This is a genomic window from Paenibacillus sp. NN59, from assembly GCF_057597225.1.
Map to the genome: position 1 here is coordinate 519,554 of NZ_CP199678.1, position 14,646 is coordinate 534,199.

At 46.3% G+C, this 14,646-nt stretch carries 15 protein-coding genes; all 15 read left to right on the top strand.

What is annotated here, in order from left to right; genetic code table 11:
* Positions 1 to 46 precede the first annotated feature (46 nt).
* The 15 genes from ACT89M_RS02405 to ACT89M_RS02475 all read left to right on the top strand — a co-directional run bounded on the left by ACT89M_RS02405 (position 47) and on the right by ACT89M_RS02475 (position 14,609).
* A complete protein-coding gene (locus ACT89M_RS02405) occupies positions 47 to 1,159 on the top strand; it encodes an Ig-like domain-containing protein (protein WP_308722991.1) in 1,113 nt (370 codons plus the stop codon).
* Between the two features lie 123 nt (positions 1,160 to 1,282).
* On the top strand, positions 1,283 to 1,834 hold the full coding sequence (locus ACT89M_RS02410) for a GrpB family protein (RefSeq protein WP_308722990.1): 552 nt from the start codon (positions 1,283 to 1,285) through the stop codon (positions 1,832 to 1,834).
* Positions 1,831 to 2,244, top strand: coding sequence for a ribosomal maturation YjgA family protein (locus ACT89M_RS02415; protein ID WP_253498278.1), 414 nt, complete (start codon positions 1,831 to 1,833; stop codon positions 2,242 to 2,244). The genes ACT89M_RS02410 and ACT89M_RS02415 overlap by 4 nt, the downstream gene beginning before the upstream one ends.
* Positions 2,245 to 2,273: 29 nt before the next feature.
* A complete protein-coding gene (locus tag ACT89M_RS02420) occupies positions 2,274 to 2,831 on the top strand; it encodes a GNAT family N-acetyltransferase (RefSeq protein WP_253498275.1) in 558 nt (185 codons plus the stop codon).
* Positions 2,832 to 2,878: 47 nt separating this feature from the next.
* Positions 2,879 to 3,208, top strand: coding sequence for a DUF952 domain-containing protein (locus ACT89M_RS02425; RefSeq protein WP_308722989.1), 330 nt, complete (start codon positions 2,879 to 2,881; stop codon positions 3,206 to 3,208).
* 24 nt (positions 3,209 to 3,232) lie between these two features.
* Entirely contained in the window at positions 3,233 to 3,799 is a 567-nt protein-coding gene (locus tag ACT89M_RS02430; protein WP_253498272.1) for a DUF1572 family protein, read from the top strand.
* A gap of 28 nt (positions 3,800 to 3,827) precedes the next feature.
* Positions 3,828 to 4,403 carry a histidine phosphatase family protein gene (locus ACT89M_RS02435; RefSeq protein WP_308722988.1) on the top strand — a complete coding sequence of 192 codons (576 nt, stop codon included), beginning with the start codon at positions 3,828 to 3,830 and terminating at the stop codon, positions 4,401 to 4,403.
* Positions 4,404 to 4,412: 9 nt separating this feature from the next.
* A complete protein-coding gene (gene pxpB / locus ACT89M_RS02440) occupies positions 4,413 to 5,150 on the top strand; it encodes a 5-oxoprolinase subunit PxpB (RefSeq protein WP_308722987.1) in 738 nt (245 codons plus the stop codon).
* Entirely contained in the window at positions 5,150 to 6,175 is a 1,026-nt protein-coding gene (locus ACT89M_RS02445; protein WP_308722986.1) for a 5-oxoprolinase subunit C family protein, read from the top strand. The genes pxpB and ACT89M_RS02445 overlap by 1 nt, the downstream gene beginning before the upstream one ends.
* Entirely contained in the window at positions 6,172 to 6,951 is a 780-nt protein-coding gene (locus tag ACT89M_RS02450) for a LamB/YcsF family protein (RefSeq protein ID WP_308722985.1), read from the top strand. Before ACT89M_RS02445 ends, ACT89M_RS02450 begins: the two co-directional genes overlap by 4 nt.
* Before the next feature lie 27 nt (positions 6,952 to 6,978).
* The gene (locus tag ACT89M_RS02455) at positions 6,979 to 7,437 is read left to right on the top strand and encodes an NUDIX domain-containing protein (RefSeq protein ID WP_154891429.1); all 459 of its coding nucleotides are present in this window, start codon (positions 6,979 to 6,981) and stop codon (positions 7,435 to 7,437) included.
* A 457-nt stretch (positions 7,438 to 7,894) separates the two neighbouring features.
* The gene (locus tag ACT89M_RS02460; RefSeq protein WP_090918752.1) at positions 7,895 to 8,311 is read left to right on the top strand and encodes a pyridoxamine 5'-phosphate oxidase family protein; all 417 of its coding nucleotides are present in this window, start codon (positions 7,895 to 7,897) and stop codon (positions 8,309 to 8,311) included.
* Positions 8,312 to 8,812: 501 nt separating this feature from the next.
* Positions 8,813 to 11,086, top strand: a complete 2,274-nt coding sequence (locus tag ACT89M_RS02465) for a bifunctional 2',3'-cyclic-nucleotide 2'-phosphodiesterase/3'-nucleotidase (protein WP_090918750.1) — start codon at positions 8,813 to 8,815, stop codon at positions 11,084 to 11,086.
* 218 nt (positions 11,087 to 11,304) lie between these two features.
* Entirely contained in the window at positions 11,305 to 12,369 is a 1,065-nt protein-coding gene (locus ACT89M_RS02470; protein ID WP_487344978.1) for an EAL domain-containing protein, read from the top strand.
* Between the two features lie 200 nt (positions 12,370 to 12,569).
* On the top strand, positions 12,570 to 14,609 hold the full coding sequence (locus ACT89M_RS02475; protein ID WP_253498256.1) for a methyl-accepting chemotaxis protein: 2,040 nt from the start codon (positions 12,570 to 12,572) through the stop codon (positions 14,607 to 14,609).
* The last annotated feature ends 37 nt before the right edge of the window (positions 14,610 to 14,646 follow it).

The window sequence follows — 14,646 nt, forward strand, 5'->3', positions numbered from 1 at the left end:
CGAAAAATAAATTAAACGGTTGGATGATGGGAGAATGAGACTGGACATGGACAAGAGTCGAATCAAATGGTCGTTACGAGGTATGCTTGCTCTAATTATCGCACTTACGGTTGTATTGCCTACGTCAGTTTGGGCAGCGTCAGGTGATGTCATTTCAATTGAGATTTCAGGTAGCAGTCCGCAGAAGATGAATGTGGGGGAGACTACATCCTATCAGGTGCTGGCGACGGTGGAAGGCGCGGACCATAAACAGGATGTTACCGGGGGAGTAACCTGGTCCACTAGCAATACTGCTGTGGTGACAATCACAAAAGGTAAAGTCAAAGCGATCGCTGCAGGCGAAGCTACGATTGTTGCTCAAGTGAGCGGGGTTAAAGCACAGGTGGTTGTTCAGGTGCAGGATAAAATCAAAAGCATCAAGGCTTCACCTAATGCGTATACGTTTGTAAAAGGAAACGAAGGCACGCTTCCGAAAGTCAGCATTACGCGTGCTAATGGCAAGGAAGAGGAGGTCACATCCGATATTGTATGGACGGTGTCCAGTAATCTGGCTGTGATTGAGAACGGAAAGATCAAAGGCGTCACTCCTGGTAAAGTGATACTGCAAGGGAAGTACGGATCGACTCTCGTTAAAGTACCGATAACGGTGACAGACACCATTAGCAAGATAGAGGTTAAGCCTGCAACAATCCAGTTAACGATCAAAAAATCTAGCCCACTTAAAGTGATGGGGGCGTACTCCAGTGGCAAAACAGTCAATCTATCCAGATCTGTGATATGGACGTCATCCAATCCCGGCGTGGCAGCAGTGAAAAATGGTACGGTCAAAGGGATGAACGAAGGACAAGCCACCTTGACTGGTACGTATCAGGGTCAGACCGTTACTGTACAAGTCAACGTAGTACCTACCCTCCAGAAGCTGATTATGGGTCAGAAGAGTTTGGTTTTGTCTCCGCAGTCCAGCTCGGCTCTAGGGGTAATGGCTCAGTATGATACAGGGAAAACGTTGATGGTGACAGGAAGTGCGGTGTGGAGCAGTTCTAAGCCGAATATCGCCACCGTAACAAATGGCAGAATCGTTGCTGTAGCCAAAGGTAAAACAAGCATTACCGCGAAGTGGGGCAATAAAAAAGTGACGATACCTGTGACGGTAAAATAATGTTCCCTTTTTCCATATAAGTGTTGATCAGATCGAATTGAATCCATGTATACTATGAGGGAGGCGTACTTATGCGTCTCCTTTTTTGAACATAGAATCGAGCTTCGAGGAGTGATTATGGAAATGACCGATCAGATGAACCCGGAGAATTGGCCTGCATGGGCCACGGAACCTGTAGAAGTTGTAGGAGCTAACCCCGCTTGGAGTGCGCAGGCTGAGGAAGAAATTGCGCAGTTAAGAGAGCTTTTGAAACACCTGGAAATACATACATTCGAACATATAGGGAGCACATCCATACCTGGTTTGTCTGCCAAGCCAATTATTGATCTGATGGGGAAGGTGCAGTCCTGGGATGACATGGAGCGCATTGCCGAGCAGTTGAACCCTGTAGGCTGGAACTACGTTCCGCCTGAACTGGATGGCCGGGAATACAGACGATTCTGGGTCAAAGTTAAAGATGGGAAACGAGCTGTGCATCTGCATCTCATGCGTCCAGATGAGGAACGCTGGGAGCGACAGATCCGGTTTCGGGATGCACTGAGATCTCGGCCGGATTTGGTGAAGGCCTACGCCGAACTGAAAATCAAGCTTGCAGATGAGAATAAAGACGACAGAGAATCGTATACCACTGCCAAAACCGAATTCATCTTAAAGGTTCTGGATGGACGGCTGTGAAGCATCAGAACGGGCTGTCCATTAAAAATAGATGGGTCTACTTCATCGCCGTGATCATCACGATGGCAGCGGGACTAGCTTCCAGAACATATGGAGCGGTTTTGCCGAAATGGATGTATGAGCATTTTGGAGATGCGCTATGGGCAGGCATGATCTATTTTGGCGTACGTATGGTATTCATTCACTTGAGCCGTGCGAGAGCAGTCTGGATCAGTGTTATATTCAGTTGGGGCGTTGAATTCTCTCAAATGATTCAGGTACCTTGGCTGAACGATCTGCGTTCGACGTTGTTGGGAGCTCTGATATTGGGTCGTGGATTTCTAGTCAATGATTTAATCCGATACCTAATCGGCATATTATGTGTTTATTTTATAGACCGTTTTATCTTGACTAGATTTATACGTTTATAGAGTCAATTCATAAATAGGAGGTACGCTGAATGAATATCGATAAACTTTTTGCAGCATCCCCTGAGTTTGAAACCGAACGGTTGTACCTCAGACGTCTTACGATGGATGACCTCGATGAATATTATGCATTTGCATCTGACCCGAAAGTTAGTGAGCAAAGCTTGTGGCAGTGCCATCAAAGCAAGGATGATTCCATCGGTTATCTGGAGCGAGTGCTGCGAAACTATGAGCAAAAAACGGTATATCTCTGGGCTTTTGTGCTGAAAGAAACGGGAACGCTGATTGGAAGAGGTGGCATTTTCCATCTGGATGAATTCATGCAGAGCGGGGAACTGGGGTACGCCATTGGTAGCGCCTATTGGGGCAAGGGGCTTGCCGCGGAAGCTATGCAACCTATCGTTGATTACTGCTTTGATCAACTGGACTGTAACCGGCTGGAAGGTAAATGCAATGCGGGCAACATCGGCTCTGCGCGTGTGATGGAAAAGCTGGGCATGGTGCAGGAAGGTCTGCTACGCAAGCAGTTGAAAATTAAAGGTGTGTTTACCGATCAGAAAATGTACGCCCGCATCCGGGATGATCTATAATATTAGATTAACATGAGCTGTCTTACAGCGACCAAGGAGGAAACCTTATGATCTATAGCATTATTTCCCGTTCCGTATGGGAGGAAGTGTCCAAAGGAGACACATATGCACCAGAGAGTTTAGAAACGGACGGCTTTATTCATTGTTCCACCGCAGAGCAGATTCCATGGGTAGCTGAACAGTATTATGCGGGACGTACCGACCTGTTGCTGCTCGGGATTGAAGAGAGAACGTTGAAGGCAGAGCTGGTCTATGAAGGTTTGTATGAATTAAATGAGCTGTTTCCACACATCTATGGAGAGTTGAATCTGGATGCAGTAAGTAAGGTATTGAAATTTGAACCGAATGCAGACGGCACGTTTTCTTTCCCGGCATAACTTTCTGAAATGGGGGTAAGACGGATGGACATGAATCAGGCTTTTTTGGAAACAGCGGAGAAACAGTTCCTTTACTACAAGCAGCTTGGTGAACGCGCAATGGAGCAATTGGAGACGGAGCAGTTGTTCCAGACATGGAACGAGGACACCAACAGCATTGCAGTCATCGTGAAGCATTTGTGGGGCAATATGCGATCCCGCTGGACGGATGTGCTGACAACGGATGGTGAGAAGCCATGGCGTGAGCGTGATGCCGAATTTGTGGGTGATTTTCATACGAGGGAAGAGTTGCTTGCCAAGTGGGAAGAGGGCTGGGACTGTCTGCTGGGAGCGCTGCGTTCGTTTACTCCGGATCACATGTCTCAGATCATATATATTCGGAATGAGGGCCATACCATTATGGAGGCGATTATGCGGCAGTTGGCGCATTATCCGTACCATGTGGGGCAGATTGTGCACACGGCCAAAATGTTAAAAGAAACGTCGTGGGATAGTCTTTCTATCCCCAGAAATGGGTCAAATACTTATAACGAAGGCAAGTTTTTGAAACCAAAGACCAGAAAACATTTTACAGAGGACGAGCTTGAATGAGTTTTAGAGAAAAGAGGGATTACAAACGATGACACAAATTGCGTTGATACGTCACGGCAGTACGGCATGGAATAAAGAAAAACGTTCGCAGGGACAGACAGACAACCCGCTTGATCAGGAGGGCAGAGAACAGGCGGCTTTGTTAGCGGCGAGGCTGGCGGAGGAATCCTGGGATGCCATCTACGCCAGTGACTTGGAGCGGGCAAGTGAAACGGCTCGTGTTATCGCAGATCGGCTTGGTATTCAGGAGATTCATCTCGACCCGAGATTACGTGAAATGGGCGGAGGTCAGGTGGAGGGTACAACAGAAGAGGAACGTGTCGCGAAATGGGGAGCAGATTGGAGTTTGCTCGATCTAGGAAAAGAGCAACCGGACACAGGTGCTTCCCGAGGGAAAGCGGCGTTAGAAGATATCCTTCGGCAACATCCGAATGGACGAGTCATCGTGGTGAGTCACGGGGCTGTGCTTCGTAATACATTGCGGGCACTGGTACCGGAACTGGATATCAGCGTGAAGCTGGGGAACACCTCCATTACACGGGTGAACCATCGGGATCAGGCATGGCAGTGTGAATTGTACAATTGCAGTGCGCATCTGGAGTGAGGTAAAGCCATGGACACAATCTCCTATAACTGGACAGAGGACAGGTTATCTCCACTCGGAGAGCGTGGAATTGTAATTCGCTGCGGCGAGTCGCTGTCTGAGGTGGTACATCAGAGAGTGGTGTCAGTATGTGCTCTTTTGGAAAAGGGATCTGTGACAGCTGCGGTGGATTGGGTGCCTTCTTACTTGTCTGTCACATTGTTTTACGATCCTTGGATATCGTCTTATGAGGACACATGTGGGCTTCTGCTACAACATTTGCGTCAACTCAATGACGAATCTAAAGATTTGAAGTCCATTGGGATGGGGAATTCTCCTAGGATTGTGACTATTCCGGTATGTTACGGCGGAAAGTTCGGGCCGGATCTGGAACATGTGGCTAACGAACATGGGCTGACAATAGAGGAAGTCATAGCGATCCATTCATCGGTTGATTACCTGGTACATATGATTGGATTTGCCCCCGGCTTCCCATATTTAGGAGGACTGCCTGAACAAATAGCCACGCCACGGAGGGTAACGCCGAGGCTTCAAGTAGAGGTGGGGACGGTAGGCATAGGTGGTTCTCAGACAGGGATCTATCCGATAACGACACCAGGTGGGTGGCAGTGTATTGGACGGACACCTATCCGTCTTTTCCGTCCGGAAACGAATCCTCCAAGTCTGCTTGAAGCGGGAGACTTTGTTCACTTCAAGCCCATTACGATGCAAGAATACTTGGAACTGGCGCGGAAGGAGGAGGAGTGATGAGTATACAGATCATTCGTCCTGGCTTGTTAACAACCGTTCAGGATGAAGGTAGAATCGGGTATCGCCGTTATGGTGTGCCCGTAGGCGGTTCAATGGACATGTTCGCGGCGCGAGCAGCCAATATACTTGTCGGTAACTCTCGGCACGATGCAGTACTTGAAATCACGATGTCTGGGCCGGAACTGCAAGTGCGAACCAATCAACTGCTTTCGCTATGTGGTGCAGATCTCAGTGCCACGGTAGATAGGCAGCCTGTACCTTTGTGGCGCCCTGTGCTGTTGCGGGCTGGCAGTGTATTGAAGTTTGGCGCATGCCGGCATGGCCTGCGTGCATATTTGGCGTTTGCTGGCGGGATCGATGTACCAGAAGTAATGGGCAGCCGTAGTACGGATGTTAAGACCGGGTTTGGTGGTTTTCATGGGAGAGCTCTGCGTGCGGCAGATGTCCTGGATACGGGAAGCATCCAAGATCAGGTTCGACAATGGATGCGTTTTATGGAAGAACAATTAGGTGATAACAAATCCATGGTCGCTCCGGCATGGCTATTATCAGAGCGGGAGAGACCCAACTATTACGGTAAAGCTGTCGTTCGAGTGATGCAAGGTCAAGACTGTGCGGAATTCAGCGCAGAGAGCCTGGATCGATTTGGTACCGAAGATTACCTCATCTCTCCCCAATCTGATCGTATGGGATACCGGATGCAGGGGTTACGGCTGGAGCTGGATCGGCCATTGCATCGTTTATCCGAGGCGGTCACCTTTGGCACGGTGCAGGTACCTGCGGATGGGCAGCCTATCGTATTGATGGCGGATCACCAGACCATTGGAGGATATCCTGTGATTGCACAGGTAGCTGCGGTTGATTTGCCCATTCTGGCTCAGGCCAGGCCCGGAAGTCGCGTTTCTTTTGCAGAGATTACGCATGAAGAAGCGCGTGATCTCTACATCGAACGTGAGCGGAACTTAAGACTGCTGGATCAGTTGATTCGCAGGAAAATGGCCGAAATGGAGGTGATATCATGAGCGTTTCATATACACTGGATATCAATTGTGATCTTGGTGAGAGTTATGGTTTTTATCAGACGATGATGAATTCCGATGAAGCCATGATGCCATTGATCACATCGGCTAATATTGCCTGTGGATTCCATGCGGGTGATCCCTCCGTCATGCGGCTGACGGTAGAACGGGCAATCGTGCATCAGGTAGCCATTGGCGCACATCCCGGGTTGCCTGATTTGCAAGGATTCGGAAGACGAAATATGGAGATTACACCACGGGAAGCCTACGACATGGTGGTATATCAGATTGGGGCTTTGCAGGCTTTTGTCTATGCCAGAGGGGGACATCTGCATCATGTAAAACCACATGGAGCACTTTATAATATGGCGGCAACCAATTCGAAGCTCGCTGAGGCTATTGCCGAAGCGGTTTATAGGGTGCAACCTGAGCTTTATTTATATGGTTTGGCAGGCAGTGAGCTGATCAGGGAAGCTCAGCGAATCGGTGTACGCGGCGTGAATGAAGTATTTGCAGATCGGACGTATACCTCTGATGGCAGATTAACGCCTCGCAGTCACGAAGGTGCTCTCATAGAACGATCTGAAGAAGCACTGGCTCAGGTGATTCGCATGGTTAAAGACGGAGTGGTCGTATCTACGGATGGAACCTTAGTTCCCATTACAGCAGATACAGTTTGCATCCATGGTGACGGCACACATGCGCTTACGTTTGCTCAAGAGATTCGTCGCATGCTGGAAGCCGAGGGTGTTGCACTGACAGCATATGAAGCGAGATAAAGATGGAGAATGGAGGAGTTGTACACCATGAAACCGATACGGAATTCGGCCAAAGCGGTCATTGTTCAGGACGGAAGTTTGTTACTGATTCGTCTACAAGATCAGTATGGTGATGCTTATGTTTTTCCAGGCGGTGGGCAGGAGAAGGGTGAAGAACTGAAAGATGCGGTAGCTCGGGAATGTCTGGAGGAGATTGGACAGGCGGTGCAGGTAGGTGAGCTATTACATATCCGGGAATACATCGGTGCCAATCATGAGTTTGCTGAGTGGGATGCAGATATCCATCAGGTGGAGTTTTATTTCGAGTGCAGTCTGGTTGATCCAAAAGCTTCAGTCTTTGAAGGCTCTAACCCGGATGATCATCAGGTTGCTGTAGAATGGATTGCGCTCGAGGAGCTGTCCAACATCCGCCTGTATCCCAAAACCATCGGTGAATTGCTGTTGAAAAAGGGAGAGCAACGCATTTACCTTGGAGACCTTAATTAAGTTAACATTCTCAAAATTGTCATGCATATGTTCTGGTTCAGGGATTCATCATAGGTGAGGCGGGTACACTATAAGTACAGGCGTATGTTAAAGGAATCGTGCTTAAATATACATCTGTACATTGTGTCATTAGGAATCTGTGTCGACTGTTAGAGACATAGATTGTATACAATTAATCTTAAAAGAATAGTTCAAAGCTTTTGGGCTTTGAAACTGCTTCTACCAATGAAAGAACTGCAGAAGTAGTGAAAGGGACGAAGTCGATTCTGAAGAAGCGAAGCGCTCGCCTTTATCACCGGATTATTTACCATTAAACCATATTCAATAATAAATCCGGGGATAACAGCGATCGAAAGAACGATTCGTCACTGTAACGGTCACACTGCATAACTATGTTGGTAGCTAGCATCAAAGCCAAGCTTTCAAACACTCCCCCATCCCGAAAGGAGCAACTCCCATGAACCAGAACGAATTGGAACAAAACATTGTGAAGGCTTTGGAAAACAACCCGTATTGCAGTTTCTCCACCGTAGAGAATGGCAAGCCAAAGTCCCGTTATATGGCTATTTTTAATGATGGGCTGAATATTCATCTGGCAACCAACCGTCAGACGCACAAAGTAGAGGAACTGGAGAACAATCCAAATGTTAGTCTTCTGCTTGGTTACGAAGCCGGAGGCACCAAGGAAGTGGTGGAGATCGAGGGTACTTGTGAGGTCACTAAAAATGAATCCTTGCGTGAGCAAGTGTGGAATGATGAGTTGAAGGCATGGTTCGATGGACCTAATGATCCCAACTATGTAATCTTGGATATTACCCCAGCTCGCATAGAATATACAGGCAAAGACCATGAGCATCATGTGTGGGAGCAATAAATTCAGGCGTAGCTTCAAGGTAAAGCCAATTACCAAATTATCTTGGCGAATACTCGTTGTCAGACGACGAAAATATAGAGAATGTTCAACCGTGAATGCCTTTTCTAAGGCTTCGCGGTTTTTAATTTTATCTCAAAACAGCAAGATATGCACTTGATGTAACATTGATGTAATATACGTGATTTTGAGTAATTATACCCTAACCCTTTCCTTATTCACTGCAAAATATGTCGAAATCACGCATGAAAACGTAAATTAGACTAGTTATGTGCGGATAACGTAAAAATTAATGCTTTTCATTGTTTTAACATTACGTTATGATTTGATGTGTAAATACACGCACAGATATGAATAGATGTTCATGTGAGATAAACTTACCTGAAGACGCCGATGAGTGCTCATTGGATCATCAGTACGCACAACCCATGAAATCTATTATTTTCTGTGCCTGTATTTGCGGTATTGCATGATTTAATGTACATAAACCGGGAGGGGTTATTTTTGAAGAAAAGTAAGAAGTTATTATCAAGCCTGACTGCCGCTTTCGTTGCATTTAACGTGCTTGCGGTATTTCCAGTACCTGTATCGGCTGCCGATGCGGCCAAAGTCAAATTGCGGATCATGGAAACAACGGACATTCATGACAACCTGATCAACTATGACTATTATTCAGACAAAGCGACGGATCAATATGGACTGGCCAAAACGGCTACACTGATCAAGAAAGCCCGTGAGGAAGCGAAGAACAGCTTGTTGTTCGACAACGGTGACTTGATCCAGGGTAACCCGATGGGAGACTATGTTGCGAAGATTGATCCTCTGAAAAAGGGTGAAACTCACCCTGTATATAAGGCGATGAATCTGCTCGATTATGATGCAGGCAACATCGGTAACCATGAATTCAACTATGGTCTCGATTTCCTTGACATGACGCTGGAGGGGGCAAACTTCCCTTACATCAATGCCAATGTTTATGTAGACGATGGTGACAAAGATGAAACTAATGACAAAAACTACTTCACTCCTTATAAAATTTTGGACAAAAAAGTAACGGATGAAAATGGTAAGGAGCATACCATTAAAGTGGGTGTGATCGGCTTTGTGCCGCCGCAAATCATGCAATGGGACAGTGCTAACCTTGAAGGTAAGGTGATTGCCAAGGATATCATCGCTACTGCGAAAAAATTTGTTCCGAAGATGAAAGCGGAAGGTGCGGATATTATCGTAGCGATCCCTCACTCGGGATTCGAGGATATTCCGCAAACCGACCTGATGGAGAACTCCGTGCTGTACCTGAGCCAAGTGGAAGGCATTAATGCCATTCTGTTTGGACATGCCCACAAAGTATTCCCTAGTGCAGACTTTAAAGGTAAAAAAGGAGTAGATCTGGAGAAGGGTACAATCAATGGTGTTCCTGCTGTCGAGCCTGGCTTCTGGGGTGATCACCTCGGAATCATTGATCTGGACCTGGAGCAAGTGGACGGTAAATGGAAAGTGGTTGATTCCAAAACAGAAGCACGTCCAATCTACGATACAGCGAACAAAAAACCGCTGGTAGATGCGGATCAGGCAATCGTTGATGCTGTCCATGACGAGCACGAAGGCACACTGGAATATGTACGTGGTCCCGTTGGCGAAACGACAGCACCGATCAACAGCTTCTTCGCTCTGGTGCAGGATGACCCATCCATTCAGATCGTAACGAATGCACAGAAATGGTACGTGGAAAAGAAACTGCAAGGCACTGACTATGAGAATGTCCCAGTCCTGTCTGCGGGTGCACCTTTCAAAGCAGGTGGACGTTCTGGTGCTTCGTATTACACGAACATTCCTAAAGGTACGATTGCCATCAAAAACGTGGCAGACCTTTATGTATATCCAAACACGGTACACGCTGTAATGGTGAATGGTGCCGAATTGAAAGAGTGGTTAGAATGGTCAGCAGGCCAATTTAACCAGATTGATCCAGCTAAAGGCGGTCAGCAACAATTAATTAATATGGATTTCCCAACGTATAACTTTGATGTTATCGATGGTGTAACCTACCAGATTGATGTTACACAACCAGCTAAGTACGATAGTAAAGCGACAGTGGTTAATGCATCGGCTAGCCGGATCAAAAACTTGAGCTTCGAAGGCAAGCCGGTAGATCCAGCACAAAAATTCATCGTAGCAACGAATAACTATCGTGCATCTTCATCCAAATTGGCTAACCCGGACGGTAAACGTATCGTTCTGGCTGCACCGGATGAGAACCGTCAAGTGATTATCGACTATATCCGTGAGAACAAAACGATTAACCCGACAGCGGATGGCAACTGGTCACTGGCACCAATTAAACCTTCTGCTGGTGTAACAGCGGCAGCGCTGAATGACCTTGAGGTGGTATTTGCTTCTTCCCCGGATGCGAAGGATCTGGTAGAAGCCAATCCGGCCATGTCTTTTATTGGTACCAATAAAGATGGCTTCGCAGAGTACGGATTGAAACTGACAGGTGAGGCAGCAACAACACCAAAACCTGAACCAAGCCCGGCTCCGACACCGAAACCCGAACCAACACCAGCGCCGGCACCAAAACCTGTACCAGCACCAAAACCACAGCCTGAGAAACCAGCTACGAACCATAAAGTCGTATATGTGGTGCAAAAAGGGGACAACCTGTATCGCATCGGTTTAAAACATGGTGTAGACTGGCGTGTCCTTGCCAAAACAAACAAAATCACCAATGTGTATAACCTGAAAGTTGGACAAAAAATTGTCATTCCTGCTTCATAGAGTCTAATAAAGGGTATAGACGAGAGACTGGCAGTCATCAGACTGCTGGTCTTTTTTGTGGCAAGACGGAATACAAATGTTTCTGTATACCTCATATAGGAAGTCATTAAAACATTAGAGATTAATTGTTGGACCCATGATATACTATTTACAAACTTTGGGTATAAAACTTGGTAACATTAATGATGTAGCTTGATAAACTGGCAAGGGGGTTCTACATGAATTGCAGTGGCTGCAGTCCAATCTATCCGATAGAGGGCCAAGGTACGTTGTACCTGCGTCCCGTCTCCCCTGCTTTGCTGGAAGCGCTGCAAACCAAGGGAAGGCATGTTGATTATTCAGAAGAGATGCTTTGGTTCCATTTTTCAGAGGTACAGGAGTTACAGGATCGGATGGAAGAGATTATAGATATGGAGAAGATATTGTCGATTTCGCTGGCCGTTCAGTTAAAGTCTGTAACGGAACCATTCACCGATGATTATGAGGGTGAGTGGATTAGTCTATCCATGCAACATGCCAGAATCAAATATGCTGATATCGTTTCTACTATTTTAGAACGCCAGTTTACCAGTTATATGCAACCGATTGTAGATGTCTCACAGTGCATTATCGGATATGAGTTTTTGCTTCGTCCGGCTGAACATGGGAGAGCATTTAGTTCCTATGAATTGTTTGAAGTAGCTCGCGAAACGGGACTGCATTCGTTTCTGGATCGTACTGCCCGTATTAAGGCCATTGAGACAAGCGCCAAATATCTGCCTCGCGGTGTGAAACGTTTTGTTAATTTCCTGCCTTCCTCTATTTATAACCCCGAATATTGCCTGACACATACATTTGAGGCGATAGAACGTCTCTCGCTCGATCCGAAAGATTTCGTTTTTGAAGTCGTGGAAACGGAACAGATCCAGCAACTGTCTACATTGCAACATATTTTTGAAGTTTATCGCTCTCGCGGTATGTCTGTAGCATTGGATGATGTAGGTGCTGGATTTTCGACGATCGAACTAATGAACCGCTTAGAGCCGGATTTTGTGAAAATTGATCGCAGCCTGATTGACTATTGTGATCAGGATGAAGTGAAGCAACAGAAGATCAGGAACATTGTTCAGTTATCCAATCGATTTGGAGGCAAAGTGCTTGCCGAGGGGATCGAACGAATGGAGGAGTTTGATTTCTGCCGATCGGTTGGAATTGAACTTGCACAAGGATATTATTTTGGTAAACCCGCAGCACAACCTCCCGATGGTCCATATTCAGATCCATCGTACAGAGAAGCGAGATAACTGCAGTTCACATTTGGACTAAACACTAATATTCAACATTAACATGACAGCACAAGTCACTTTCCCCTTGAAGTGACTTGTTTGTTTTGAACTTTGTTTTTATTCAAAAAAATTCCGTCATTAGCCGATATATAGTATAGACCAATAGAAGTTCATACATAGCTGGGAGAATGGCTTCATAATATGAGGGGGAGAACCGATTGAAAGAGACTAAGAACAAAAAGAAAAGTAAAAAGAAAGCTTTTGTCTGGAATATCCGCAATAAAATGCTCGTTTCTTTTTTGGTTGTTCTTTTGGTACCAAGTTTGGCAATTGGCTTGGTGTCTTTGTATATCGCGGAGGATACAGTACAAGGACAACTGAAAGACAGTGCCCTTCAGAGCGTAAGTACGGCTAATAAGATTGTGGAAAGTCAGGTTAATAACAAGATTTTTGACATTAATTTCTTCTCGGATTCACTCGAACCGTCCTTGATCAAAGGAGAAGATGATAGCACGGAGCTTCAAACCAAGCTTGCTCAGTATCTGGGACTGCATCCGGATGCTTTAAATATTTTTGTAGGGTCGACAGAAGGAGTCATGGTTCGCGGCAAGCCAACAGAGAGTAGCCAGCGAGGAGAAGCTTATGATCCAAGAGAGCGTGAGTGGTATAAGCTCGCGATGGATAAGCCGGGTACGGTTGCTATTTCACCTGTCACCAAAAATACAGATGGCGTAGCGGTTGTTTTTATCTCCAAAACGCTTAAGGATCAATCCGCTGTAATTGGTTTGTCACTTGATTTGACCGAGCTACGGGATCAGGCTGCGATTAAGGTTGGTCAAGAAGGGTACGTTATTATCCTGGATAAAGATAAACATGTTGTTGTTTCTCCTGTACAAGAAGTAGGTACACAGGAAAAGAGCGGCGTGTTGGATCAGATGTATGATGGCAAGGAAGGTCAATTTGACTATGATTACGAAGGCCGTTCCAAAACCATGATTTTCTCTACGAATGAAGCAACGGGTTGGAAAATTGCAGGTACGATGTTCAAGAGTGAAGTCACCGACGCAAGTAAGGAAATAAGACTTGCTACGCTTATCGTTCTTCTGGCTTCTGTGTTCCTAGCCCTTATCTTTATTATCTGGTTCACTCGTTCGTTAGTGAGCCCGATTAAACGGTTGCAGGAAAATGCAAGAGCTGTAAGTAAAGGCGACCTCACCGTGAAGATGGATAGTAAACGTAAAGATGAAGTGGGTGAACTCGCGAAGTACTTTGAACGCATGGTGGATAACTTACGCATGATGATTCTGGGTGTGCAGGAAACAGCAGAACAAGTATCTGCTTCTTCACAAGAGTTGTCTGCGAGTGCGGACCAAACAACCAAAGCCATCGAACATTCAACTATGGCGATCCAAGAATTGGCCGAGGGTGCAGAGCAACAAGTGAATAGTGTGAAGGACGGTTCTGGACAGATGAGCCGTATGGCAGAAGACGTTCGTCAGATGTCAGAGCGTGTACAATCTATAACCACAGCGATGCGAAATACATCCGGGGCAGCATCTTCAGGGAATGAAGCAGCGGGAGAAGCTGTTGAACAGATGAATATCATCCAGGAAACGGTAGAACGGTTAGGAGATGTTGTGCAGTCTCTTAATGCCCGTTCAGTTGAGATCGGTAGTATGGTTGATGTCATTGCATCTATCTCGAAACAGACCAACCTTCTCGCACTGAATGCATCTATTGAAGCAGCAAGAGCAGGGGATGCAGGACGTGGATTTGCAGTCGTAGCTGGAGAGGTACGCAAACTGGCTGAAGAATCGGGTAGTTCCGCGGCTCAGATTGGTGAACTTGTGCATAATATTCGTCAGGACATGGACTCTGCCCTAACAGCGATGAATGCTGCCCAAAGCCGTGTCGGTGAGGGGATACAGGCTGTAAATACTTCTGGAAAATCCTTCGCCCAAATTCGTGAAGCGGTGGAGGATGCTGTTCATACGCTGGATGAACTATCCGAAACGACGAAACAATTGGAGAATGGCGCCTCTCATGTGGCTCAAACGATGACGGATATCTCGAACGTCACTCAGGAATCTGCGGCGAGTACCGAATCTGTATCGGCTTCATCGCAAGAACAACTGGCTTCTGTTGAGGAAATTGCTTCGTCTTCTGCACATTTGAATAGTATGGCTGAACAGTTACAAGGATTGCTGGGTATGTTCAAAATGATGGATGATCCCGCAAAAGATAATAGCAAATCCTGACCATAAAGGGTCAACCAACCATTATCAAAATAATAGC

What these genes read in the sequence shown, in the direction of transcription:
- ACT89M_RS02405 (WP_308722991.1), top strand. Translation starts at nt 47, where the DNA reads ATGGACAAGAGTCGAATCAAATGGTCGTTACGAGGTATGCTTGCTCTA.
- ACT89M_RS02410 (WP_308722990.1), top strand. Translation starts at nt 1,283, where the DNA reads ATGACCGATCAGATGAACCCGGAGAATTGGCCTGCATGGGCCACGGAA.
- ACT89M_RS02425 (WP_308722989.1), top strand. Translation starts at nt 2,879, where the DNA reads ATGATCTATAGCATTATTTCCCGTTCCGTATGGGAGGAAGTGTCCAAA.
- ACT89M_RS02455 (WP_154891429.1), top strand. Translation starts at nt 6,979, where the DNA reads ATGAAACCGATACGGAATTCGGCCAAAGCGGTCATTGTTCAGGACGGA.
- ACT89M_RS02460 (WP_090918752.1), top strand. Translation starts at nt 7,895, where the DNA reads ATGAACCAGAACGAATTGGAACAAAACATTGTGAAGGCTTTGGAAAAC.
- ACT89M_RS02450 (WP_308722985.1), top strand. Translation starts at nt 6,172, where the DNA reads ATGAGCGTTTCATATACACTGGATATCAATTGTGATCTTGGTGAGAGT.
- ACT89M_RS02430 (WP_253498272.1), top strand. Translation starts at nt 3,233, where the DNA reads ATGGACATGAATCAGGCTTTTTTGGAAACAGCGGAGAAACAGTTCCTT.
- pxpB (WP_308722987.1), top strand. Translation starts at nt 4,413, where the DNA reads ATGGACACAATCTCCTATAACTGGACAGAGGACAGGTTATCTCCACTC.
- ACT89M_RS02420 (WP_253498275.1), top strand. Translation starts at nt 2,274, where the DNA reads ATGAATATCGATAAACTTTTTGCAGCATCCCCTGAGTTTGAAACCGAA.
- ACT89M_RS02435 (WP_308722988.1), top strand. Translation starts at nt 3,828, where the DNA reads ATGACACAAATTGCGTTGATACGTCACGGCAGTACGGCATGGAATAAA.
- ACT89M_RS02470 (WP_487344978.1), top strand. Translation starts at nt 11,305, where the DNA reads ATGAATTGCAGTGGCTGCAGTCCAATCTATCCGATAGAGGGCCAAGGT.
- ACT89M_RS02445 (WP_308722986.1), top strand. Translation starts at nt 5,150, where the DNA reads ATGAGTATACAGATCATTCGTCCTGGCTTGTTAACAACCGTTCAGGAT.